Raw genomic sequence first — 23,477 nt, forward strand, 5'->3', positions numbered from 1 at the left:
TTTATTGCAAAAATGCAAAGGCTTTTTTGCACGGTAAAAGAACCAATATCAACCACAACAACGAAACAATTGCGCAGAAAACAAGAACCCCTATCCATTGATGGCGATTAAAAATCCATCCTCCCGCGCTACCACCTAAGAAGATACCAAGAAATTGAGCGGAAGAATACATGCCGAGCGCTGTGCCTTTTTGACAAACCGGTGCGGTCTTTGAAACTAAAGAAGGAAGCACAGCTTCCAACAATGTAAAAGCTGCGAAGAAAAGAAACAAGATGATGGAAATTTCAATGGTCGATCGGTAAAAAACCATTAATAGAAATTGACAAATTGTCATGAGAACAATAGATCCGACGACGATCGATTTGATCTGATGTCTTCTTTCGGAAAGAACGATAACGGGCATGGATACCGAAAAAGCGAACAACAATATGACCAAATAAAGAAACACTTGTTCGTGCTCGGTAAGATTGACTATTTGACTCAGAACAATGGGTATTCCGATAAACATTGCTGTTAGAATACAATGCAGAGAAAAAACGCCAAAGTCTAAGCGCAAAAGCTCACTGTTACAAATTAATTTTTTGAGAGAAGTTTTTCCTGCTCCTTTCGCTTTTTCCGGACTTCCTGAAACAGAAGAAGACGACGTCCGAAAAGAAACGAAAGAACTGGGAACTACGGTATAAAGCAGAATGATTCCTAGCGTCGCGAAAATTGCTGTCGTATAAAAAATACCTTTGAGACAAAACCACGCGTTGATGATTGGGCCAACAGTGAAGGCAACAACAAATGCACAGCCTACGACCACTCCAACCAACGCCATTGCTTTACTACGATCTTCGTCTCGAGTCGAATCGGAAACCATAGCAAGAACGGTACTCCCAATCGCCCCCGCTCCTTGCAGGAAGCGTCCAACAATAATTCCATAGATAGAACGCGACAGAACCGAAAGTACGCTTCCAACGCCTAGAAATACCAGCCCCATTGCGATAACCGGTTTCCGACCAATTCGGTCGGAAATGCTCCCAAAGGGAATTTGGAAACAAGCTTGCAGAAGTCCGTAAATTCCAAGCGCCAACCCGACAAGAGTGGGTGTTGCGTAGGGTATACGGTTGGTGTAAAGAGACAATACAGGGAACAACATAAAGGATCCCAACATTCGAAAAGCCATAATGACAGCAAGGGAAATTACGGCGGTTCGCTCTTTTGCATACATTGACAAACAGAAACAAGTGGGTAGAAAAAAGTTATTATATCATCAAAAAAACTCAATAAGCAAATAACAAAACTCAATAAGAAATTTGTTTTGTAGAGAAAACTGTCGCAATCAAATAGTAGACAATAGAGTCTAAAGTGGATATAACGAAATTGTAGGAAAAATCCGAGGTTGTCTGCGTATGAATTGTTATACTAAGGTTTGGGATAGTCTGTAAGATCCGATAGGGTTCTTGGTTCTTCGATAGGAAAAACCGGTATGCGCTCCTTATGTTTCTCTGCTATAAGCATTAGGTTTCTGTTAAAAAATAGCAGTGTAATTGGATTTTATACTTCAAGACCCCCCTTAGAAAGGAAAAGTTTTTTGCATTTGGATATCTGTTGGGTGGACCCAAAATCCAAAGTTTTTTATAGCAGAAGAATAGTGATATTTAATCAGTTGCTTGTTTGGTATCAATTCAGTATCCAAGTTTTGGTTATTATGTCTTTAATAAAGGTTTTCTTTCTCGTGTTTTGTTAAGAATGGTGAGTGCCGACGCGGAGCGTTGGTGCATTGAGGCTACAAATGACACTTTATACAATCACAACAACATTGACTCTAGTAATGGATCCATTGGGCAATATCCCGATATTTTTGGCCATTCTGCAAAACTACGATATACAAACGCAAACCCGAATTATTCTTCGTGAATCCGTAATCGCTTTTTTTATTTTGGTGTTGTTTGTTTTCTTTGGACGTTATATTTTGCACGGTCTGCATATCACCACTTCTGCTCTAAGTATAGCTGGGGGTGTTGTTCTTTTTATTATCGCTCTTCGAATGATTTTACCGACAGAACAAAAAGAAAATACAGGCAATTCTGAAGAACCGTTAATTGTTCCTCTCGCGGTGCCTTTAACAGCAGGGCCATCCGCAATCGCAATAGTGCTTCTGTTTGTTACCAGAAACCCTCATCACATCTGGCTAGTATTTTTTGGTATACTGATTTCTTCTGCAATTTTTATTGCGATAATGTTGTTTGCGCCATTTTTAGTACAAATATTAGGAAAACGAGGACTAATGGCGGTTGAACGATTGATGGGGATAGTGTTAACAACTATTGCCGTACAGATGTTTTTGTCCGGTGTTGTGCAATATTTGCACCATTTTGAATGAGATTTTCCGAAAGTTTTAAATAATAAAAAAGAGAAGGAGGAAAGGGCGCAGTCGTAGGTTCCCTATGAAAATCATCTTCTAGACGGAACAGCGTACAGTGGTGTAGAATTTGAACGAAACAAAAGAGAGTTTTTTGTTTTTGAAGATATCTGAAACTATAAAAAGCAGCCAAAATCAGAGTCGACTTGAAGGACGCAAACATCCGATATCCATTATTGAAACGATCTATCTCACACGATGAGATCAGTTCTAATGCTCTCCGAGTGCTTTATCGACTGAGTAAAGCCGGATACGAAGCTTTTTTAGTTGGTGGGAGTGTGAGAGATATGTTGTTGGGATTTCATCCCAAAGATTTTGATGTTGCCACCAATGCTCGTCCGATTGAAATTCGAAAATTGTTTGGAAATAGTCGTCTCATTGGGAAAAGATTTCGTCTGGTACACGTTTGTTTCCCCAACGAAATTATTGAAGTATCTACCTTTCGTGCTGGCACAAAAGAATATCGGAAGAACAGTTCGCTCGTGTTGGTAGATGACAATACTTACGGAACAATTGAAGAAGACGCGTGTCGTCGAGACTTTACGATAAACGCACTCTACTACGACGTTACAAATTTTTCGATCGTAGATCTTACTAACGGAATGCAAGATTTGAAAACAGGTCTAATTCGTATGATTGGTGATGACCCCAGTCGGAGATATCAAGAAGATCCTGTGCGGTTACTGAGGGCTGTACGATTAGCATCAAAACTTAACTTCAAAATTCATCCCAATACGGAAGAACCGCTCCTTCGACTACACAACCTTCTGCATTACGTACCAAGCGCTCGTTTGTTCACAGAATTGTTAAAAATGTTTTGTAAAGGTCACGCGCATCGTTCTTTTCAATTATTGACATACACCAATTATATGAAAGCATTATTTCCGGAAATGGTCGACTTTTTAGAAAAGAGCCAAAATCCGCATTACCGAAATCTTATTGAGTATTCTTTGAAGTCAACAGATGAACGATACCGGAAAAATCTAACATTGAATCCAGGATTTTTGCTTGCCATTTTTTTATGGCCTGTAGTTCAAGAATTAATAGATCGGAATGTCAGAAAAAACAAAAGACTATTTTCTTCGCTCTACTACGGAATACAGCGCACTCTCAATCTACAAACAAAAACTTTGGCTATTCCGCGTCGTTTAGAAAAAGTGATGCGTTCTATTTGGTTATTGCAATACCATCTAGAACAACAGAGTTTTAATCGTATCTCTCAAATTTCCCAAGAGCGTTTCTTTCGAGCGGCGCTCAATTTTTTGGAACTTCGAGAACACACAGGTGCACCGTTAACTGCAATTGTTTGTTGGTGGAGAATTTTTCGAGACGGTAGTGTTGAACAGCGTGAACGATTAATTGACAAATTAAGAGGTGAATACAAGTAGATGACGACAGTTTATATTGGCGTTGGTTCTAATCTGAATTCTCCTATCAAGCAAGTGCAAAAAGCGGTTTCCAAGTTATCGGCATTACCAAAAACAGCAATCTTAAACCGTTCCAATTTTTATAGCAGTCGACCTTTGGGTCCTCAAAATCAACCGGATTATATAAACGCCGTTGTAGCTCTAGAAACAAGATTGTCTCCTATAGATCTGTTAAAAGCACTGCAAAACTTAGAAAGCAGACAAGGAAGAAATCGTTGTTCCGAAGTACGATGGGGGGCTCGCACGTTAGATCTTGACATTCTACTGTACGATAAGAGTACAATTCACAACCAACTGCTCTCCATTCCTCATCCCCAACTGCAGAATCGAGAATTTGTTCTTCATCCTTTGTGTGAGATTGCGCCCAACTTAATCTTATCTACAGGAAGTCTTATTTCAGATTTGAAAGCTTTATGTTCCAACAATGGAATGAAAAGACTCGTAACAACAGACGATTTCTGAAAATACCCCAAAACATTTGCAACAAGAAAAATTTGAAAACTTTATTAATCGGAATGTACGAATACAACCTCGAATTCCAACAGATATATGGCTATTTGTTCTTGTGTCGTATGTTGTATACTGCTCGATACGAATAGGACAAAGAGATCAAAATTCCAAAGGACATTTATAAAAAGTGAATCCGACAACAATTGTTTATCCCGGTACTTTCAATCCTCTAACGAAGGGTCATGTCGACATCGTTGAACGCGCTTTGTTTCTATTCCAGAAAATCATTGTAGCTTGCGCTTCTTCTTCGTCTTCTCCAACTGGCGGAGGTCGTAAAACTTCTTTTTTGTCTCTGTCTGAACGTATTTTTTTAATTAAAGGAGTATTCGCTAATACGCCTAATATAGAAGTTCAGTCTTTTGAAGGATTACTGGTGGATTTTGTAAAGCGAAATAATGCGAAAATTGTATTACGCGGTCTCCGTACTGTTTCTGATTTTAATTATGAACTGCAACTATTGTATATGAACTACTGTTTGTCACCGGAAATTGAGACCATTTTCCTATCTGCTAGAGAAAGATACAACTGTATCTCCGGAACTTTAGTGAGAGAAATTGTGGAACTGGGTGGAGATGCATCTCCTTTTGTTCCTTCTTTCGTTGCTCAATGTTTGAAAAAAAAAGGGAAAAAGGCACAATGGCGTTGAAAATTACAGAAGAGTGTATCAATTGCGACGTTTGCGAGCCAGAATGTCCAAACGAAGCGATTTCTATGGGAGAATCAATTTACGAAATCGATCCCGATCGATGTACCGAGTGTGTAGGACACTTCGACGAGCCACAATGCCGCCAAGTGTGTCCGGTCGATTGTATTCCTGTAGGAGTAAGAGAATCACAAACTCTTCTGGAACAGAAGTACCTCAGATTGCAATCACACACAACAAAAAAGAACAAAACGAACACTCTTAAAATCTTTCCTTCGTTGTAGGGATGTTGTCGTCGTAGGGATGTTGGGGGGCAGAATTCGTCGGTTACATTGTGTTTCTTCGTTCCCTACTTTCTTTCCTTCTCGTTATTCACGTTATTCAACTTATTTCGGTATTTTTTCTTCTTTAAAGACCACGTGTCTGCCACATTTTCCTGTTTTAGAATTCCAAGCTCTAGGATCGTATTTTCTAACACTTAATTTTTTCTCGGTATTTCTTTTGTTCTTTGTAGTTGTATAGTAAGTACCAGTTTTCTTTCCGTATTTAGTGTTTCCAGTAGATCGAAGTACAATTTTCTCTCGAGAATTAGTCGTCATATTGTATCACCATCTTAACAAAATTCGCCTATTTCCGTTTCTGAACGTATTTGTTCTCGTGAATTTTATCCAGCGCTACCTTAACGCCCAATTTATCGATAATGCGCATACCGTGCGTAGAAACTGTTAAGCTTAGAAAGCGCTTTTCTTCAGAAAACCAAAAACGATGTTTTTTCAAATTCGGCAGAAAGCGGCGTTTCGTCTTATTATTCGCATGAGAAACATTGTTCCCGACCATCGGTCGTTTCTTAGTGATCTGACAAATTTTCGTCACAACTACAACCTCCCATCTTAGAGATGGTATTGTGCATCAAAAATATGCGCCAATCAATAAAAAATTGAACGCAGTGTGGCGTGTATTTTTAAGTAAACTCTTCTTTTCTTCAATTGAAGAACAAGTTTGACCGGAACGAATATGTTTTGTATGCTCGCAAGATTTATGCCATATTTAATTCAACTAAAAATTTTGGACGAACTTCTCGGAAATCAGATACCATTTCCAAACTACACGACAGATGGTTCAGCTGGAATTGATTTGCGCGCTTGTGTGAGTAAACCGATTAGTGTTTATCCGGGGAAGACTTGTCTGATTAGTACTGGATTTGCGATTCATCTTTGCAATCCTAATATCGCGGCTGTTGTGTTACCTCGATCAGGTTTGGGACACAAACACGGTATTGTATTGGGAAATCTTATTGGTTTAATCGATTCAGATTATCAAGGACCGTTGATGATATCTTGCTGGAACCGTAGTCAACACCTTTATACGATTCAACCGGGAGAACGGATTGCGCAACTAGTGATTGTTCCTATTCTAAAGGTGAAATTCAGACCGGTACGGGAATTTACGAGCAGCAAAAGGGGAACAGGTGGATTTGGGAGTTCTGGACAGTACTAGCTAAGTACTAGTCCCAGTATAGGTATGGTTGGTTTATTTTGTCTTTCGCGTGTACGAAAAACAGTCGTACAATAACGACCGGAAGCGGAGACCTTAATCTTTAGAAAAGACGATCTGCGGATTCCAATTCTCGGGATTTTTATTCCAAATCAGCGCCTTCTGCTTTTCCTCCTCAGTAATATGACCTATGGAAAACGCGACATCTATTAGAGTCCTAAAGTCAGAAAGAGCGTAACAACTGATATTAGCTTTTGTAAAGTTTCTCTGCGCTTCGAACAGCTGATAGGAAAAAATAGCAATACAATGTTCAACAACAGCGAATTGACGCAATATACGAATTGAAGTAATGATGCTATTACCAGAACTGATAAGATCTTCAACTACCAATACCTTTTGCCCTATTCGCAACTTGCCTTCAATCCGATTTTTTTTTCCGTAATTTTTCTTCTTACCCCTCACATATACCATCGGAGAATTCAATCGATCCGCTATCCAAGCGGAATGTGGAATCCCCGCTGTTGCAATGCCCGATACAACGTCGAATTGAAAATTCTTTTCTTCGATTAAGTGCAATAAGGAATCAACGATTATCTTACGTTGTTCGGGATAAGACATAATTAATCGATTGTCACAATAAATAGGGGACAACAATCCCGAAGCATAACGATAAGGATTTCGAAAATTGAGAGTGACGGCGTTAATGTCAAGCAATATTCTAGCTATTTTTTTGGCTCGACTCATAGGATTCAAAAATTTATTCTCTATAAAAAAATTATTGATCTAATCGATTTATTTTCGTTCCATCAATTAGTTGTACAGACATGGGATCGATAGAACGGCCGAGAAAAATCTTTCCGATTCGAGCAAATCGCCCGGGAGAGTCAGTGACTAGAAAGTTTAAGTGAACATATGGATTTGTGTTTTCTAAATGCATTTTTTGAATAATGGATCTTGTCTTTTCTGCAGTGGTTTTTGCGGCATTGATAATGTTGATGTCTTTTCCTAAAATTTCTGTTAAAGAATTGATAAACACCGGAAGATGAGTACATCCTAAAACAACAGAATCGCATGGATAACGATCGTTGACAATAGGTTTTAGATATTGTTTCGCAACGAGTGTTGCGATTTCATTATTTACACATCCTTCTTCCGCTAATGCCACAAACAAACCGCAAATTTGACTGTTGATTTTAATATGAGGATTTAGTGTAAGCATAATTTTTTGATAAATTCCCGATTGGATGGTAGTTTCAGTAGCAAGTAGGGCTACCCGATTATTCTTAGTGACATTAGCCGTTTCTCGAGCTCCTGATTCCACAACACCTACCATTGGAGTATCCGGAAATTGTGTTTGCAAAAATGGAAGCGCCACCGCGGAGACAGTACTACAAGCCACTACCAATAGTTTAATACCTTGGTCTATCAGAATAGAAGCCATCTGTATGGCGTAGTGCATAACTACGTTGTAACTCTTTATTCCATAAGACACTCTAGCTGTATCTCCCAGGTAAGTGTACGATTCTTTAGGTAAACAATTAATAAGTTCTTGTAATACTGTGAGTCCACCCATTCCTGAATCAAAAACTCCGATAGGCAACTGATTCTTTACGATACAATTGTTCATTCAATGCCCTTCAAGAGCGCTTTTTGTTTTTCAATAATACTTTTAATTCCTTGGCGTGCAAGACTAACCAGTACATCTAATTCTTTGAGGCGAAAAGTTTCTCTTTCTGCGGTACCCTGAATTTCAATAAAAGTGTCCTTATCGGTCATAACAACATTCATATCTGTATAAGCGTTAGAGTCTTCAGCATAGTCAAGATCCAAAATGGGTACGTTGTTATAAATTCCAACAGAGACCGCTGCAATCAAATGCTTGAGAGGATCGGCTTGTAATACGCCTTTTTTCCGCAAATAGCGGAGTGCTTGCACTACAGCGATGCAACCGCCATTAATAGCCGCCGTTCGAGTCCCTCCGTCTGCTTGAATCACATCGCAATCAAGTACAATCGTATAAGGACCCAGCAATTTCAAATCGAGAGCCGCTCGCAAGGAACGTCCAATCAATCTCTGGATTTCTATCGTCCTTCCTCCTTGTTTGCCTCGTACAGCTTCGCGTTCTATTCGATTATGAGTGGCTCGAGGTAGCATACTGAACTCAGCGGTCAACCATCCTTGATCGTTCTTCTTAAGAAATCGTGGAACTCCATTGAGGATACTGACATTGCAGATCACTTTTGTTTGCCCCATTTCAACTAAGACAGAACCTTCGGCGTAAGAAGTAAATTGGGTACTGAAAGAAAGACATCGTAATTCACTCACTTCTCGGTTGCTTGGACGAACAACCATTTTTTCAATTTTCATCAAATCCGATAATCCGCTCGTTGTAATATTTTATAGGTATTATAAGACCATGTGTTTCTTTTTCGAAAGATCTATTTTTGTCTATTTTTGTGAATTGTAAGAAAATTTGCGCCAAATGTCTTACAAACTCCGAGTCGAAAATCCTTTCTTTATAAAGAAGAGGTTATACAACATTCAAAAAATATGGTGTATAATCCCCCCCTCGGGGAAGCGTCGAAATTTTACCAGCACATCTATCTAAGTGCTTTGGCGTTTGACTTTTTCGATGGATAGAGTGAGCGGACAGCACAAATGCTCGTCGGACATACAAGAAAATCAAACCTTTTTGTCGTATCAGCTCCTTCCGGAACTGGAAAAACCAGTTTGGTTCGCGCGGTAGCTGACGAATTGGACGACATAAAAATTGCGGTTTCTTATACTACTCGGCCTCCAAGAGAAGAAGATCGAATGGGTATAGACTATTTCTTTATCGACGACAATCAATTCCGAGACATGATACAGAAGAACGCGTTTTTAGAGCACGCCACTATTTACAATTATTGCTATGGAACTTCTAAAGAATGGGTGATAGAACAATTAAGATCCGAAAAGGACGTTTTGTTAGAAATTGATTGGCAAGGTGCTCGTCAGATACGTACACTATTTCCGTTCGGAATTACTGTTTTTGTACTCCCTCCTTCGGTTCGTACTCTGAGAGAGCGGTTGGTTAAGAGGAGTCAGGGTAAAAGCGATACTGTTGAAGAAAGGTTGGCGGTTGTTCGCGAAGAAATGGCGCACTATACAGAATATGATTATCTCGTAGTTAACGACGACTTCAACCGAGCAATACGAAGCTTGCTTTGTATTGTCAGCGCTGCGCGACTGCAACAGAACATTCAGAGAAAAAAGCTTACCAGATTGCTGGAAAGTTTGTTAAGAAGTTAGTGAATAATTAATTTAGGTGGTTTTTTCAATAAAGGAATTTTTCCATGGCTCGTATTACTGTTGAAGATTGTCTCCGATACATTGGAAATCGTTTTGATTTAATTTTGAAAGCGGCGAGGAGGGCTCACGTGTTAGAGTTGGGCGGTGCAGATCCTATGGTTTCTCGCGAAAATGACAAATCTACTGTTATCGCGCTTCGGGAGATTGCTGCTGGGTATGACATTAAAGATATTGACTGTGATCACACAGATCAGATAGAAAGATAAAACTTAAACCCATTATCTAACACATCCGTTGGTCGTTGAGGTTTTGGATATTTGGGTGTGGGAGTGGTTTTGTTCGTCGCTGTATTATGGAAAATATACAAAAAGATACCGACCTTGAGATCCTTTGACTTCGACTTTGGTATGACTGCAGTAAAATGCGTGATCGGATTCGTATTCGAAAGGGACTGACAATCCGATAAAAAACCGAGTAGATGAATTTTCAACTGTGTAGCGGAGTGGTTTTTGTAAATGTGGATTGTACTTCTTTTATTCTAAATTTTTCTATAAATGAAACAGAAGATTTGGAATTTTAATACACAAAAATTTTAATGCAAGTGTATGGGAGGTATAGAAAGTGCTCAACGAAATTCCAATTTCTGTTCTTAAAGGCGTAGGTCCAAAAACAGTTGAGTTTTTGCACAATCTCAATATTTATTCGATTCAAGATCTTCTGTTTCATTTTCCGTTGCGATACGAGAATCGAACGCGATTGATGCCATTAGGTACATTACAACACGGTACTCAGACAACTGTAGAAGGTTCTCTCGAATTTACAAATATAAATTGCGGTCGGAAGACAAGCTTATTTTGTCGCATTAGAGACGAAACAGGATTTCTCGTTTTGAAATTTTATCGTTTTAGCTTTAGGCAGTATCAAACGTTTTTAGCAAAACGAGGATCTCGATTGAGGTGCTTTGGAACGGTTCGTCAGAATCTTCAAGGACAACTGGAGATGGTTCATCCGGAATATCGAATCGTTGGTATGGCCTCTATGACGGAACCTAGATATTTAACTCCCGTATATCCAACAACAAGAGGGTTAACACAAACCAAACTACGTAGTCTGTTTCTGCAAACGCTGCATTATCTAAAAAATCCTAATGCTTTTGAAGAATTATTTCCGGAATCTCTACGAAAAAATTGGCATTTGCCAACTCTATCAGAATCTTTAATCTATGTACATTATCCTCCTCCGGATGCTCCTTTTGACTTGTTAAAAATAGGCAAACATCCAGCGCAAAAACGATTGGTCATCGAAGAATTGGTAGCACAACAGATTGGATTTCTAAATCCGAATTTTCGTAAGAAAACATATCTGGTGTCGGTTTCAAATCTAGAGTCGGACGGACAAAAGAAATTACGACAATTGCTATCTTTCAGACTGACGGATTCGCAGGAACGTGTTATTTGGGAAGTGAATCGAGATTTGAAACAATCGTACCCTATGAACAGGGTGATTCAAGGAGATGTTGGTGTAGGAAAAACTGTTATAGCGGCAATGGCGATTGTTAAGATAGTCGAAGGCGGTCATCAATGTGTTGTAATGGCTCCGACAGAAATATTAATTGAACAGCATTATCGCACTTTTCAACGATGGTTGAATCCTTTAGGCATAAAGGTAGGATGTCTAACCGGAAGTTTAGATCGTTTGTCTCGAGATCAGGCGCTGCAAAAAATATGTTCGGGGGAAAATCAAGTAATTATTGGAACCCATGCACTTTTTCAAAAAGATGTAGTTTTTTGTAAATTGGGGCTCATTGTCGTTGACGAACAACACCGATTCGGTGTGTACCAACAATTATCTCTACAGAAGAAAAGAGATACTGCTATCCATTTACACCAATTGATTATGACAGCTACACCAATTCCAAGAACTTTAGCGTTAACAATCTACTCACATCTTGACATTTCTACAATTAGCGAATTGCCGTTTGGAAGACAATCTGTGACTACTGTTTTGGTATCTAACGAGCGATGTGACGAAATAATTGCACGAATTGAAAAAAATTGTGAACAAGGAAAACAGGTTTATTGGGTATGTACACTGATTGAAAATTCTGAAACGTCTCGACACGCATCTGCCAAAACTACCTATCAAAAATTGCAAAAACGGTTGACCCATTTAACTATAGGTCTAATTCATGGACGACTGAATAAAAGTGAAAAAAATTCTGTGATGAAAAACTTTAGATTAGGAAAAATTGACTTATTGGTTGCGACAATAGTAATTGAAGTAGGAATGGATATTCCCAATGCCAATTTGATAATTATAGAAAATGCGGAACGATTGGGTATTGCTCAAATTCATCAATTACGAGGGCGAGTGGGTCGTGGACAGAACAAAAGTTATTGTATTCTGTTGTACCAAAAACCATTGTCGCGACGTGCACAAGAACGCTTAGTTTTTCTGCGTAATTTGCGAGATGGATTTTCTATATCTCAAAAAGATCTAGAATTGCGTGGACCAGGAGAGCTTTTGGGAACAAAACAATCTGGATTGTCTCGATTACGTATTGCGGATTTGAAACGAGATCGATATTTATTGCTTCAAGCACGACAGATCGCACACCAAATGTTAAATCGGTACCAATCATTCTATACCGTCCGTTTGGTGAAACGCTGGACTAAAAAAAATATCGATTTTTTGTAGAAAAATTGGGCCTATTTCTTTTTTTGGAATATAGAAAATTGTTTGGAAAACAGATCCACGCTACACCAACTAAAAGTAGTAGTGCTTATCCTATTGATTTTATAGATATTTCGGTCCTGTTTGGGACGATATTGCAGAAACAAATCCAGTGCAAAAAATAATTTAAATTAAAAAGGTTGCATTAAGAGAAATTTCTAAGGTAGAATGTCCGCTCTTTTCGCAAAAATTAATTTGTTAATAGGGGAAATTCGATGTTGATAAAAAAATTAATAACATTTGCTACTGCTGGTGTTGCCGGTTTTGGTGTCGCTTCCATTGCGGTGGCTGGTGGTCCTGATTATGTTCCCGTTCCTTCGTCACCAAACTATACAGGAATTTATATCGAAGGCAATGCGGGTTATGTTTATCACCCGTGGAGCAGTGATGCAACGACTGTTCCCGGTATACTCAAAGATTTTGCGCTCATTTCAAGCTCCTCCAAAGGGGATGGTGGTTCTACTTTTGGTGGAGATTTGGGTTACCAATTCAATCAAAATCTTGCTCTTGAAGGCGGGTGGTTTTATTTGCCCAAAGCTGCATTTACTACAGTTGATCCAGGAACTTTCACAATAAAGGGTGGTGTTGCTTATACAGCGTTAAAGGGTATGGCTCCTGTTTATGAGAATGCTTGTGTATTTGGAAAGTTGGGGGTTTCTTATACCTACAACTGGTCTAGTATCGCTTTGGCAAGTTCGGATTTAAATAGCACCACTAATGTCAGTAGCTGTTCCAATTATTGGAATCCGTTGTTTGCAGCGGGTATGCAGTACTACCTTTCGCCAAACTGGTCTGTGAGTGCACAATATACTTTTGTACCAGGTTATCGAAACGCATCTTCCGATCGTTTTGTTACACCTGTAGCCCACCTGGTTACAATTGATATTGGTTATAAGTTTTTAATATAGGGGAACATTAAAGGAAACATTAAAATTTAGGGGCGTACTCATTGCCCCTAAATTTTTTTAAAATCTGAAAATTTTAAAGATCGGGAGTTTCGGGTTTCTTACACTTCCGATTCTCGCCTCTACTAAATTTAGGATTTTCTAGACTAGACTGGGGATTCTCTAAAGTTTCAAGTTTCTCTAGATGGGTATAAGCTCGGAGTGTGTTTTCAAGAAGAGTGGCGACGGTCATCGGGCCGACACCTCCCGGAACTGGAGTTATCCAAGAAGCTTTTTCTTTTGCGGTGTCAAAGTCAATGTCTCCAATAACCGTGTTTTGACCGCGTCTGCTGAAACCAGCATCAATTACGATAGAGCCTGACCTTATCCATTCACTCTGAATAATTCCAGGCCTCCCAATGGCAACAACCAACAAATCCGCTGCACCAACGTGTTTTTCCAAATTTTGGGTAAAACGATGACATATTGTAACGGTGCATTTGGTTAGTAACAATTCCAAAGCCATGGGACGCCCTACAATATTAGAAGCTCCAACAATAACAGCGTGCTTTCCGGAGAGATCTTTTTTAGTTTCCTTTAAGAGAGTTATAATTCCAGCAGAAGTACAGGGTCGTAATGCCGGATTTCGTTGTATAAGACAACCGAGGTTGTATGGATGGAAACCATCTACATCTTTAGAAGGGTGGATTCGTTCGAGCAAACGAAGAGAGTTGATATGTGCAGGCAGAGGAAGTTGTAAAAGGATACCGTGGATGCTTGTATCGACGTTGCATTGGTCGATTTTCTTCTCCAGTTCTGTTTCTAAGGTGGTATCGTCCATCCTATAAACTGTTGATCGAATGCCGACCGATCGACAAGCCAGTTCTTTCTGGTGAACATAAGCGTTGGAAGCGGGATCTTTTCCCACCATAATTACGGATAACCCGGGCGTTGAAATGCCTTGTTTTTTTCGCGCAAATATGGATTTTTTGATTCGTATTCTGACCTTTTCTGCACATATGCGTCCATCTAAAATTCGAGCGGTCATAAAAACCTTCCCTTATAAAGGGATATTCCGTAACAAGAGGTATCTGTAAATCAAAATTTGTCCTTCCATCGACGCAGAGCTGCGAAAAAGGAGATTGTATCAGAGAAAGAATGTCCGTAATGTTTCTTCAGACTCTTCTGAATGTCTGCTTGGTGGCATCTGAGAAACGGATTAGTGTCAAGTTCTAGTCGAAGAGTTGAATACGACAGAGCAGGGAATTTTCCGTTGTCCTTTTTCTGAAAATTTGCAATGCGATTTTTAAGTTTGAGATTGTTAGGATCGACCATCTGAGCGAATTCAAGGTTTTTCTTAGTATATTCGTGTCCGCAATAAATACGGGTATTAGAAGGAAGAGCTGTCAACTTGAGTAAAGAATAATACATTTGACGTGGTGAACCTTCGAAAATCCGACCACAACCTCCGGTAAATAATGTATCTCCAGTAAAAACCCACTGAAAATCACAATAGTAGACAATATGACCTAAGGTATGTCCTGGAGTAGATAAAACTCGAAAGGTAATATCTAGAGAAGGTAAAGTAAGAAGACTGCCATCTTGTAAGAAGTGATTACACAAGGGAATTGCATCTTCAGAAGGTCCATAAACGGATACAAGAACTCTTTTTAAGAGATCTGCAATACCGTTTGTATGGTCCCAATGGTGATGTGTAAGTAATATAGCTACTAGTGTCAAGTTTCTTTTCTTGAATGCATTGAGAATCGGTTCCGCTTCTCCAGGATCGATTACTATAGCATTTCGATTCTTTGGATGCGCTACAGTCCAAACATAATTGTCATTAAGAACAGGAATAGGAAAAATCATGTAAGGCATCAGAAAGAAAAAATCGTTTGACTGTGGAAAAATTAAATGCTGAGCGGTATTATAAAATATGAATTTGGAATGTGTAAATACTGAAAAGAGATCGCTAAAACATTGTGTGTATTTATATTGCGATGGCGCTTGTCGCGGAAATCCAGGACCTGGGGGATGGGGGGTTGTACTGCGTTGTAATGGTTGTGAACGGCAAATTTTCAACGGAGTTTCTAATACGACTAATAACAAAATGGAACTAACAGCTGCTATCGAAGGACTCAAATTGCTAAGGTATTCTTGTTGTGTAGTTCTTACTACAGATTCCCGGTATTTGTACCTTGGGATCACCGAGTGGCTTCCTGTCTGGAAGAAAAGACAATGGAAAACTGGTAAGGGCAAGACGGTTAAAAACAAGGTGTTGTGGAAATCTCTAGAATATGAAGTTAAACGCCATACAATTTATTGGAAATGGGTAAAAGGACATAGCGGTCATCCAGAAAATGAAATTGCGGATCGCCTTGCCAATCGCGGTATCGATGAATTGTATTAAGTCTTGATTGGAATTGATTTTGGTGCGACAAATTGTTTTGGATGTAGAGACGACCGGCCTTGACTCAGGTGCAGGGCACCGAATTATTGAGATTGGTTGTTTGGAAATGACCAACAGACGTTTGACAGGTCGGAATTTGCATTTCTATATCAATCCCAATCGCTCTATCGAACGCAATGCTTTTGCTGTACACGGAATTTCTGAAAGTTTTTTGACTGATAAGCCCCTCTTTAGCGATATTGCGGATGAGCTCATTATTTTTCTTCAAGGATCAGAGTTGATTATTCATAATGCTTCTTTCGATACAGCTTTTTTAGACTATGAATTGAAACTTACGGGAAGGGATTTTCAGAAAATCTCCGATTATTGCCAAATTTTGGATACTTTAACCATCGCTCGAAAAAAGCATCCGGGACAGCACAATAGTTTAGACGCTCTTTGTCGGAGATACCATATTGATAATTCCAGACGGAAATACCATCATGGAGCGCTGTTAGATACAGAACTTCTGGCTCAGATTTACTTACTAATGACCGGAGGACAAACCAATTTATTTGAATCAAAAAATTTCACTAATTCCACACAATTGTCTCGAATAAAAATTCAGCGCTTGGGTAAAGACCGAAAATCTTTTCGTATTATAGAAGCGAATGAAAAAGAAAAAATGGCGCACAAAGAATTTTTAGCGTTGTTGAGAACAAAAGGAATGTGTTTGTGATTGTATAATTCAATTGGAAATAGCACGATAACCAATGTCATTTCGATAATGACAGTTAGGCCAACTGATTTGATTGACAATTTGGTAGGCTCTTTTTTGCGCTTCTTTCAGGCTAAATCCTAAAGCGGTTATAGAAAGAACGCGTCCACCGCTAGTTACGGTGAAACCGTTTCTTTTTTTTGTGCCTGCGTGAAAGATTTTAGCGTCAGGCGTCAAAACGCGATGTAAACCTTCGATGATGTCGTCTTGTGTATCGTTGTTTTCAGGATAATTTTTGGAAGTCATAACAACGGTGAGAGCGGATCTTGGGTCCCAAACAACGTTGATTTTGTCCAATCCGCCAGACACAGCGGATAAAACTAGTTCAATTAAATCTGATTGCAATCGCATCATAAGCGTTTGGGTTTCTGGATCTCCTAACCGCACATTGAATTCCAATACTTTTGGTGTATTCTCTGGAATGATCATCAATCCCACATATAAAAATCCTTGATAAGAGATGCCTTCTGCTCTTAAGGCAAGAATGGTGGGGTTCACAATCTCATTCACTATCTTCTCTTGTAAGATACAAGATAAGAAAGGGACAGGAGAATAAGTACCCATACCTCCTGTATTTGGACCTAAATCTCCGTTTAATAGTCGTTTGTGATCTTGCGAACCGGCTAATGGCAAAATGTGTTCCCCATCGACTACCACAGTAAAACTTAGTTCTTCTCCGTACAGAAATTCTTCGATTATGATTTCTTGTCCCGCAGAGCCAAATTTTTTCTTCTCCATGATAGAAACGATCACATCTTGTGCTTCCGTTAAAGACTGCACGACAAACACACCTTTTCCTGCCGCAAGCCCGCTGACCTTAATAACAACAGGAAACGATTGGTTGGACAGATACGATAAAGCGTCCCTTTGTTCTGTAAAAGTCACAAAATTTGCAGTAGGAATGTTATGTCGATACAAAAATTTCTTACAAAAACTCTTTGAAGCTTCTAGATTTGCAGCTACTTGTGTTGGACCAAAAATCCGCAAATTTTCTTGACGAAACTGATCAACAATTCCCAATGCTAAAGGCACTTCGGGCCCTATTATAGTGAGATCTATCCTGTTTGTTTTTGCAAAATTAATCAGTGCGAGAATATTGTAAGAATCGATAGAAACATTTTGTATTTTGTTTTCAAAGAAAGTCCCGGCGTTTCCAGGAGCAACCCAAACTTTTTTAACTTGATCCGATTGTGCTGCTTTCCACGCCAAAGCGTGTTCTCTACCTCCGCTACCAATAATCAAAATACGCATAGAGTCGGCATTATGCTGGTGTTTTTTTAAATTATCAACAATTTGGCGATTTCATAACACAAAAACTTCTGGATTACACAAAATGTTTTACTATTTTTCTTGCTATACAAGCTATTAGTCCAGTATCCTTATTGCCATTGTTTCAAAAAAACACAAACTTAAGAAAAGAACTGCATTTTATATGATACGACTTTTTTGCATCGTTTTTACCTAAAGACTCTTGCAGAAAGAAAAAAGAGTTGTGGGATGTATTTGTTTGTTCTTTCTTTTCTTTAATATAAAATAATATGCAATTTTAAGGAGAACACATTATTGATATCCCACCCCATTTCAAAGAAAGTCTATTTTCACGGAAATCTGTTTCCTGATATTCGGGTAGGTATGCAGAAGATTCAGTTGACAAATGGAGATACGCTGATCCTTTACGACACTTCAGGTCCTTACGCGGGGGAGAATAGTGCCGCCGTTTCTGTCTCGTTTCAAAAAACAGCTCCTCGACTTCGTGAGCAATGGATTAAGAAACGTCCACTTACCACACAATTGGACTTTGCAAAACAAGGAATCATTACACCAGAAATGGAATACGTTGCTATTCGAGAAAATCAGAAACAGGACATTTCGTATAAAATTAATCAAGAACGAGAAAAGCGATTGCGAGGAAACCCTTTAGGAGCTCAACTGCCCCAACGAATCACTCCAGAATTTGTACGGGATGAAATTTCTAAAGGACGCGCCATTCTACCGGCAAATGTTAATCATCCCGAGTGCGAACCAATGATTATCGGAAGAAATTTTCTGGTTAAGGTAAATGCGAATATTGGAAATTCGGTGGTTCGCTCATCTATAAGTGAAGAAGTAGATAAATTAATTTGGGCTGTACAAAGAGGAGCCGATACTGTGATGGATTTATCGACAGGTAAGGAAATTACAGCCGTTCGCGAGATGATTTTACGCCATTCTCCTGTACCTGTTGGTACAGTTCCAATTTATGAAGCCTTAGAGAAAGTTCGTGGAGACATTATGGAACTTAACTGGAACGTTTTTCGCCGTGTATTGGTTTCTCAAGCAAAACAAGGAGTTGATTATTTTACAATTCACGCCGGTCTTCTGAGACGATTTATCCCTCTTACAGAAAAACGTATGACTGGAATTGTATCTCGTGGCGGTTCAATTGTGGCGAAGTGGTGTGTAATGCATAAAAAAGAAAATTTCCTTTATACCCATTTCGAAGAAATATGTGAAATTATGCGCACTTACGATGTCAGTTTTTCGTTAGGCGATGGGTTGCGTCCTGGTTCTATCGCAGACGCCAACGACGAAGCACAATTTTCCGAATTAAAAGTTCAAGGAGAGTTAAATCGTATTGCTTGGAAATACGATGTACAAGTGATGAATGAGGGTCCAGGTCATATTCCTCTTCATTTGATTCAAGAAAATATGAGAAGACAATTGGTGTGTTGCCAAGAAGCACCTTTCTATACGCTTGGTCCTCTGACCACCGATATTGCTCCTGGCTATGACCATATCGCAAGTAGCATTGGTGCAGCCTTAGTCGCATGGCAAGGATGTGCACTTTTATGTTACGTTACTCCGAAAGAGCATTTGGGGTTGCCTAATAAAAAAGATGTCCAAGACGGTTTAATCGCTTACAAAATAGCTGCACACGCAGCGGATTTGGCCAAAGGACATCCGGCTGCGCGATGGAGAGACGATCTACTGTCCCAAGCGCGATTTGAATTTCGTTGGCACGACCAATTTAGTTTGGCGTTGGATCCAGAAACAGCTCGTACACTACACGATGAAGATTTACCGAAAGAATCAGCAAAACACGCGCATTTTTGTTCGTTGTGTGGACCTGGATTTTGTGCTTACAAAATAAGTCATGAAGTGCGTAGTGCTTTAAAAGAAAAAAGCGCAATACTCTGATGAAAGAATGAAAGCTGGAATTGTGGGGGCCGGTTTAATAGGGCGTTTGTTGGCTTGGAGATTGATTTCTTCCGGATGGAAAGTGACTTTGTTTGATAAGGATGACAAATGTGGTCGAAAAAGTACTGCTTATGCAGCAGCAGGGATGCTGTCTCCCGTATCCGAGTGTGAAACTGCAAATCGAATGATTTTCGATTGGGGCATATCGTCGCTAAAACAATGGGAGCAATGGCTAACCGAATTGTCAGATCCGGTTTTTTTTCAAAGAAAGGGAACGATTGTGATTTCCCATCTAGAAGATGCAGAGGAAGAAAGCCGATGGGTGAATCGAATTCAGTATAAAAAAATGAAAGGATTGTGTATTCGCAAATTGTCTTCGTCTGAAATGAGGACATTAGAGCCGGAATTAAATTTTCAAGAAGGGTATTTTCTGCCCCAAGAAGCACATATTGATCCTCGGGCAGTACTAAAGGCATTAGAGAACGAATTGACCGTCGATTGTTGGTACGAAAACAAACTGGTAGATAAAATAATGCCTTATCGTATTATTGTGCGAGAAACATCACATTCATTTGATTGCGTATTTGATTGTCGAGGAATTGGCGGCGCTGATCAATTTGATGATTTGCGAACTGTACGAGGAGAGTTGATTCATTTGTATGCACCGGATGTGCATTTAAGTCGTCCTATTCGATTGCTCCACCCTCGCTACAGAGTCTATATTGTTCCAAGACCCAATCAGATTTATCTCATTGGTGCAAGCGAAATAGAATCAGGAGATATATCACCAATTTCTGTCCGTACCTGTTTGGAATTGTTATCGGCAGCCTATAGCGTTCATCGTGGGTTTTCTGAAGCGAGAATTATAGAAACAATAACGGCTTTACGGCCGGCTTTGTCTGATAATTTACCTCGTATTCTCTGGAAAGAAGGTTTGGTTGCTGTTAATGGATTGTATCGTTATGGTTTTTTATTAGCGCCGGCGCTAGTTAGTGAAATTGTAAGAAATTTGTAATAAGATGGTTTGTAAGATGGCAGAAGAAAAAATTTCTTCCAAAGAGAAAGTAGAAACGGGATTGCTCAGCATCTATTTAAATGGAAAATCTTTAACGATCTCCCCGAACACCACATTGAAACAATTACTAACCGAAAAGAATTTTTCGGGAGTATTCGCTGTGGCGATTAACGAAGTTGTGGTTCGCACCAACAGATACGAAACAACTGTTATTCAATCCGAAGACCGTATCGAAATAATAACAGCGATGTATGGAGGTTGAGCCATACATCTGTTATGTGGTCTATCTCCAATACCAAAATTACTTCACGATTGTTATTGGGTACTGCGCAATACCCATCTCCGAATGTCCTCTGTGAAGCCATTAATACGTCTGAAACTGAAGTCATCACTGTATCCTTGCGTCGACAACTTCCGGGAAAAAAAAGCAGTCGCTTTTGGGAGTTGTTGCGATCCTTATCGTGTCATGTCCTTCCAAATACAGCTGGATGTTCTGTTGTTGAAGAAACTCTAGCTACGGCTCAACTAGCTCGAGAATTATTTGACACCCATTGGATTAAATTAGAAATTGTCGGTGACGAATATACTCTGCAACCAAACCCTTTTGTTCTTGTAGAAGTTGCCGAAATTTTGATTAGAGAAGGATTCGAAGTGCTTCCGTATTGTACAGAAGATCTAGTTCTGTGTCAGCGTTTAATTGATGTTGGTTGTCGTATTTTGATGCCTTGGGCTGCACCGATTGGCAGCGGGTTGGGATTGATGAATTCTTACGCCTTACGTCTCTTACGAGATAGATTTCCTAAAACCACATTAATTGTTGATTCGGGGATTGGAAGACCTTCTCATGCAGTACAAATTATGGAAATAGGATTTGACGCTGTATTGTTAAATTCAGCAGTGGCGTTATCTAATGATCCTGTTATGATGGCTCAAGCGTTTGCTCATGCGGTTAAATCTGGACGATTAGGTTACGAATCTGGAATAATTGAAAAGCGTAACGTCGCTAAAGCCACAACTCCTTTAATTGATAAACCGTTTTTAACGGATTTATCCAAATGAATAAGCCGATTGTCTGGGCGGTAGGCGGTTCTGACTGTTCCAGTAGTTCTGGTTGTCAAGCGGACCTATTTACATGCCAAGATTTTAATGTTCATGTGTCTACTATTATTACCGCTGTTACAGCGCAGAATGCCCAAGAGGTACTAGAAATCGATTTCTGTAATTCTCGTCTCATTCAAACACAAATTACCAGTCTAGAAAAAGCATTTTTTCCATCTGTCATCAAACTAGGGTTATTGGGTAAAGAATCAATTTTTACAATGGGTTCGTATCTGAGAGGGTATACGGGATTCGTCGTTTTTGATCCGGTTCTTCGATCAACATCGGGGGTTGTGTTTACAGACCCTTACAATTTAAAACGTTTCATATTTCCTTATGTGGACTTATTAACTCCTAATATTCCTGAAGTCGAAACATTTTTACAGAAAAAAATCCATTCTCAAAAAGACATGATAGTGGCAGCCCAGTCTTTTTTGAGACTGGGGGTAAAATCAGTACTACTAAAAGGCGGTCATCTAAAATCCAATAAGGCTTGTGATTTTTTTACAAACGGAAAAAAAGAATTTTGGCTGATCAACTCAAAAATTAAACAAACTAACGTTCGCGGGACAGGTTGTAGTTTAAGTTCGGCAATTAGCGCTTCTTTAGCCTTAAGATATTCTTTAGAAGACGCACTTACTCTGGGAAAAATGTATGTATACCAAGGAATTCGTCTTAACTTAAAGATCGGAAATAATATTCTGTTAGGACGAAAAGGCTTTCCCAGATGCTCAATCGATTTGCCTATGGCGACACAACACAAAAAAACCGTATTATGTTCTCCTTTTCCAAGCTGTGGTCACTTGGGTTTTTATCCCATTGTCGACAGTGCGGAATGGATATATAAATTGTTAACTTTAGGTGTGCGTACAATGCAATTGCGAATTAAAAATCACAAACTTTCGGTTGTAAAAAAAATTGTGATTGAAAGTGTAGACTTGTCTCGCCGCTATCGAGCGAAACTGTTTATCAATGACTATTGGAAATTAGCTATTGAATCCGGTGCTTATGGAATTCATTTAGGTCAAGACGATTTGCGGTCTGCTGACATTCTTGCTATTCGCGGCGCTAACTTACGTTTAGGTGTTAGCACCCACTCGCTTTATGAGTTGTCGTGTGCGCACGCTGTCTCTCCTTCTTATATTGCGTTTGGACCTATATATAAGACAGCTTCTAAAATTATGCCCTTTCTTCCTCAAGGATTGCCGAATCTACGCTATTGGTATGAAATTTCACCTTATCCTGTTGTAGCGATCGGTGGAATCAATTTGGAACGATTGGAAGCTGTTTTAAGTACCGGAGTGAACAATATAGCGGTCATTTCTGCAATACAAACAAACCCTGAAAAAGTAGTACCTGATTTTTGCTCTCGGATTTCCCATTTTTCTCATTCGTCTACTCAACGAATTGATTTTACGCGTTTGCAATTTACAAAAAAAACGATTGTATCCCCCTTTCCCCTAAGGGAAACTCTTCCAAATCTTGTGAAGACAAAAAAGAGATTTCTGCAAAGACCTTGACCTCGAGATATAACCTTAAGAAGGAATGAGGATTCGATATACATCAGTTTTGTTTGTGATAAATTTCCAATTTTCGAAAATTTTATGTATTGCCCCGCGCTCTGACTTTGG

24 protein-coding genes and 2 pseudogenes are annotated in these 23,477 nt (G+C 39.3%); 17 read left to right on the forward strand and 9 right to left on the reverse strand.

Features of this window, described 5'->3' with window-relative positions:
• Position 1: 1 nt before the first annotated feature.
• Positions 2-1,213, reverse strand: a complete 1,212-nt coding sequence (locus EGQ50_RS01645) for an MFS transporter (protein ID WP_159747983.1) — start codon at positions 1,211-1,213, stop codon at positions 2-4.
• 564 nt (positions 1,214-1,777) lie between these two features.
• Between EGQ50_RS01645 and EGQ50_RS01650 the strand changes: the two genes are divergently transcribed.
• From EGQ50_RS01650 to EGQ50_RS01670, 5 genes are all read left to right on the forward strand, one after another.
• Entirely contained in the window at positions 1,778-2,368 is a 591-nt protein-coding gene (locus tag EGQ50_RS01650; RefSeq protein ID WP_159747985.1) for a MarC family protein, read from the forward strand.
• A gap of 215 nt (positions 2,369-2,583) precedes the next feature.
• A complete protein-coding gene (gene pcnB, locus EGQ50_RS01655) occupies positions 2,584-3,795 on the forward strand; it encodes a polynucleotide adenylyltransferase PcnB (RefSeq protein ID WP_246168918.1) in 1,212 nt (403 codons plus the stop codon).
• A complete protein-coding gene (folK, locus tag EGQ50_RS01660) occupies positions 3,796-4,296 on the forward strand; it encodes a 2-amino-4-hydroxy-6-hydroxymethyldihydropteridine diphosphokinase (RefSeq protein WP_159747987.1) in 501 nt (166 codons plus the stop codon).
• A 175-nt stretch (positions 4,297-4,471) separates the two neighbouring features.
• On the forward strand, positions 4,472-4,990 hold the full coding sequence (gene coaD / locus EGQ50_RS01665; RefSeq protein WP_159747989.1) for a pantetheine-phosphate adenylyltransferase: 519 nt from the start codon (positions 4,472-4,474) through the stop codon (positions 4,988-4,990).
• The gene (locus EGQ50_RS01670; RefSeq protein WP_159747991.1) at positions 4,981-5,271 is read left to right on the forward strand and encodes a YfhL family 4Fe-4S dicluster ferredoxin; all 291 of its coding nucleotides are present in this window, start codon (positions 4,981-4,983) and stop codon (positions 5,269-5,271) included. Before coaD ends, EGQ50_RS01670 begins: the two co-directional genes overlap by 10 nt.
• Positions 5,272-5,373: 102 nt before the next feature.
• On the opposite strand, the gene rpmG is transcribed toward EGQ50_RS01670, so the two are convergent.
• Both rpmG and rpmB read right to left on the reverse strand, forming a co-directional pair.
• A complete protein-coding gene (gene rpmG, locus EGQ50_RS01675; protein WP_159747993.1) occupies positions 5,374-5,586 on the reverse strand; it encodes a 50S ribosomal protein L33 in 213 nt (70 codons plus the stop codon).
• 28 nt (positions 5,587-5,614) lie between these two features.
• A complete protein-coding gene (gene rpmB / locus EGQ50_RS01680) occupies positions 5,615-5,860 on the reverse strand; it encodes a 50S ribosomal protein L28 (RefSeq protein ID WP_159747995.1) in 246 nt (81 codons plus the stop codon).
• Between the two features lie 165 nt (positions 5,861-6,025).
• Here rpmB and dut point away from each other — a divergent pair, with 165 nt between their 5' ends.
• Complete coding sequence (gene dut, locus EGQ50_RS01685; protein ID WP_159748469.1) at positions 6,026-6,484, forward strand: dUTP diphosphatase; 459 nt, start codon at positions 6,026-6,028, stop codon at positions 6,482-6,484.
• Positions 6,485-6,577: 93 nt separating this feature from the next.
• Here dut and pyrE read toward each other — a convergent pair whose 3' ends face one another.
• From pyrE to rph, 3 genes are read right to left on the reverse strand one after another with little or no spacing between them, the layout of a single operon-like run.
• On the reverse strand, positions 6,578-7,225 hold the full coding sequence (gene pyrE, locus EGQ50_RS01690) for an orotate phosphoribosyltransferase (protein ID WP_159747997.1): 648 nt from the start codon (positions 7,223-7,225) through the stop codon (positions 6,578-6,580).
• Between the two features lie 31 nt (positions 7,226-7,256).
• A complete protein-coding gene (murI, locus tag EGQ50_RS01695; RefSeq protein WP_159747999.1) occupies positions 7,257-8,108 on the reverse strand; it encodes a glutamate racemase in 852 nt (283 codons plus the stop codon).
• On the reverse strand, positions 8,105-8,833 hold the full coding sequence (rph, locus tag EGQ50_RS01700; protein WP_159748471.1) for a ribonuclease PH: 729 nt from the start codon (positions 8,831-8,833) through the stop codon (positions 8,105-8,107). Before rph ends, murI begins: the two co-directional genes overlap by 4 nt.
• 306 nt (positions 8,834-9,139) lie before the next feature.
• Between rph and gmk the strand changes: the two genes are divergently transcribed.
• The 4 genes and pseudogenes from gmk (at position 9,140) to EGQ50_RS01720 (ending at position 13,413) form a co-directional block, all read left to right on the forward strand.
• Positions 9,140-9,772, forward strand: a complete 633-nt coding sequence (gene gmk, locus EGQ50_RS01705) for a guanylate kinase (protein WP_159748001.1) — start codon at positions 9,140-9,142, stop codon at positions 9,770-9,772.
• A gap of 44 nt (positions 9,773-9,816) precedes the next feature.
• Positions 9,817-9,996, forward strand: a pseudogene (gene rpoZ / locus EGQ50_RS01710) (DNA-directed RNA polymerase subunit omega); the annotation flags it as partial.
• A 397-nt stretch (positions 9,997-10,393) separates the two neighbouring features.
• Positions 10,394-12,469 carry an ATP-dependent DNA helicase RecG gene (recG, locus tag EGQ50_RS01715; protein WP_159748004.1) on the forward strand — a complete coding sequence of 692 codons (2,076 nt, stop codon included), beginning with the start codon at positions 10,394-10,396 and terminating at the stop codon, positions 12,467-12,469.
• Between the two features lie 251 nt (positions 12,470-12,720).
• Positions 12,721-13,413: an outer membrane beta-barrel protein gene (locus EGQ50_RS01720; protein WP_159748006.1), complete on the forward strand. Its 693-nt coding sequence runs from the start codon at positions 12,721-12,723 to the stop codon at positions 13,411-13,413.
• Between the two features lie 181 nt (positions 13,414-13,594).
• Here EGQ50_RS01720 and folD read toward each other — a convergent pair.
• Together folD and gloB are read right to left on the reverse strand one after the other, a co-directional pair.
• A pseudogene (gene folD / locus EGQ50_RS01725) lies at positions 13,595-14,437 on the reverse strand (bifunctional methylenetetrahydrofolate dehydrogenase/methenyltetrahydrofolate cyclohydrolase FolD); the annotation flags it as partial.
• A 50-nt stretch (positions 14,438-14,487) separates the two neighbouring features.
• Positions 14,488-15,267, reverse strand: a complete 780-nt coding sequence (gene gloB, locus EGQ50_RS01730) for a hydroxyacylglutathione hydrolase (protein ID WP_159748010.1) — start codon at positions 15,265-15,267, stop codon at positions 14,488-14,490.
• A gap of 58 nt (positions 15,268-15,325) precedes the next feature.
• Here gloB and rnhA point away from each other — a divergent pair, with 58 nt between their 5' ends.
• On the forward strand, positions 15,326-15,799 hold the full coding sequence (gene rnhA / locus EGQ50_RS01735) for a ribonuclease HI (RefSeq protein ID WP_159748012.1): 474 nt from the start codon (positions 15,326-15,328) through the stop codon (positions 15,797-15,799).
• Between the two features lie 22 nt (positions 15,800-15,821).
• On the forward strand, positions 15,822-16,517 hold the full coding sequence (gene dnaQ / locus EGQ50_RS01740; RefSeq protein ID WP_159748473.1) for a DNA polymerase III subunit epsilon: 696 nt from the start codon (positions 15,822-15,824) through the stop codon (positions 16,515-16,517).
• A 9-nt stretch (positions 16,518-16,526) separates the two neighbouring features.
• Here dnaQ and purD read toward each other — a convergent pair whose 3' ends face one another.
• On the reverse strand, positions 16,527-17,807 hold the full coding sequence (purD, locus tag EGQ50_RS01745) for a phosphoribosylamine--glycine ligase (RefSeq protein WP_159748014.1): 1,281 nt from the start codon (positions 17,805-17,807) through the stop codon (positions 16,527-16,529).
• A 312-nt stretch (positions 17,808-18,119) separates the two neighbouring features.
• On the opposite strand from purD, the gene thiC reads away from it, so the two are divergent.
• Genes thiC through thiE form a run of 5 tightly spaced genes read left to right on the forward strand, consistent with a single transcriptional unit; the run spans position 18,120 to position 23,366 of the window.
• Entirely contained in the window at positions 18,120-19,733 is a 1,614-nt protein-coding gene (gene thiC, locus EGQ50_RS01750; RefSeq protein WP_246168920.1) for a phosphomethylpyrimidine synthase ThiC, read from the forward strand.
• A gap of 7 nt (positions 19,734-19,740) precedes the next feature.
• Positions 19,741-20,748, forward strand: coding sequence for a glycine oxidase ThiO (thiO, locus tag EGQ50_RS01755; protein WP_159748016.1), 1,008 nt, complete (start codon positions 19,741-19,743; stop codon positions 20,746-20,748).
• A 16-nt stretch (positions 20,749-20,764) separates the two neighbouring features.
• Positions 20,765-21,010 carry a sulfur carrier protein ThiS gene (thiS, locus tag EGQ50_RS01760; RefSeq protein ID WP_159748018.1) on the forward strand — a complete coding sequence of 82 codons (246 nt, stop codon included), beginning with the start codon at positions 20,765-20,767 and terminating at the stop codon, positions 21,008-21,010.
• A 14-nt stretch (positions 21,011-21,024) separates the two neighbouring features.
• Positions 21,025-21,807, forward strand: a complete 783-nt coding sequence (locus EGQ50_RS01765) for a thiazole synthase (RefSeq protein ID WP_159748020.1) — start codon at positions 21,025-21,027, stop codon at positions 21,805-21,807.
• Complete coding sequence (gene thiE, locus EGQ50_RS01770; RefSeq protein ID WP_159748022.1) at positions 21,804-23,366, forward strand: thiamine phosphate synthase; 1,563 nt, start codon at positions 21,804-21,806, stop codon at positions 23,364-23,366. Before EGQ50_RS01765 ends, thiE begins: the two co-directional genes overlap by 4 nt.
• Positions 23,367-23,477: the final 111 nt, after the last annotated feature.

The sequence above is a fragment of the Coxiella endosymbiont of Amblyomma sculptum genome, assembly GCF_009883795.1.
Lineage (GTDB): Bacteria > Pseudomonadota > Gammaproteobacteria > Coxiellales > Coxiellaceae > Coxiella.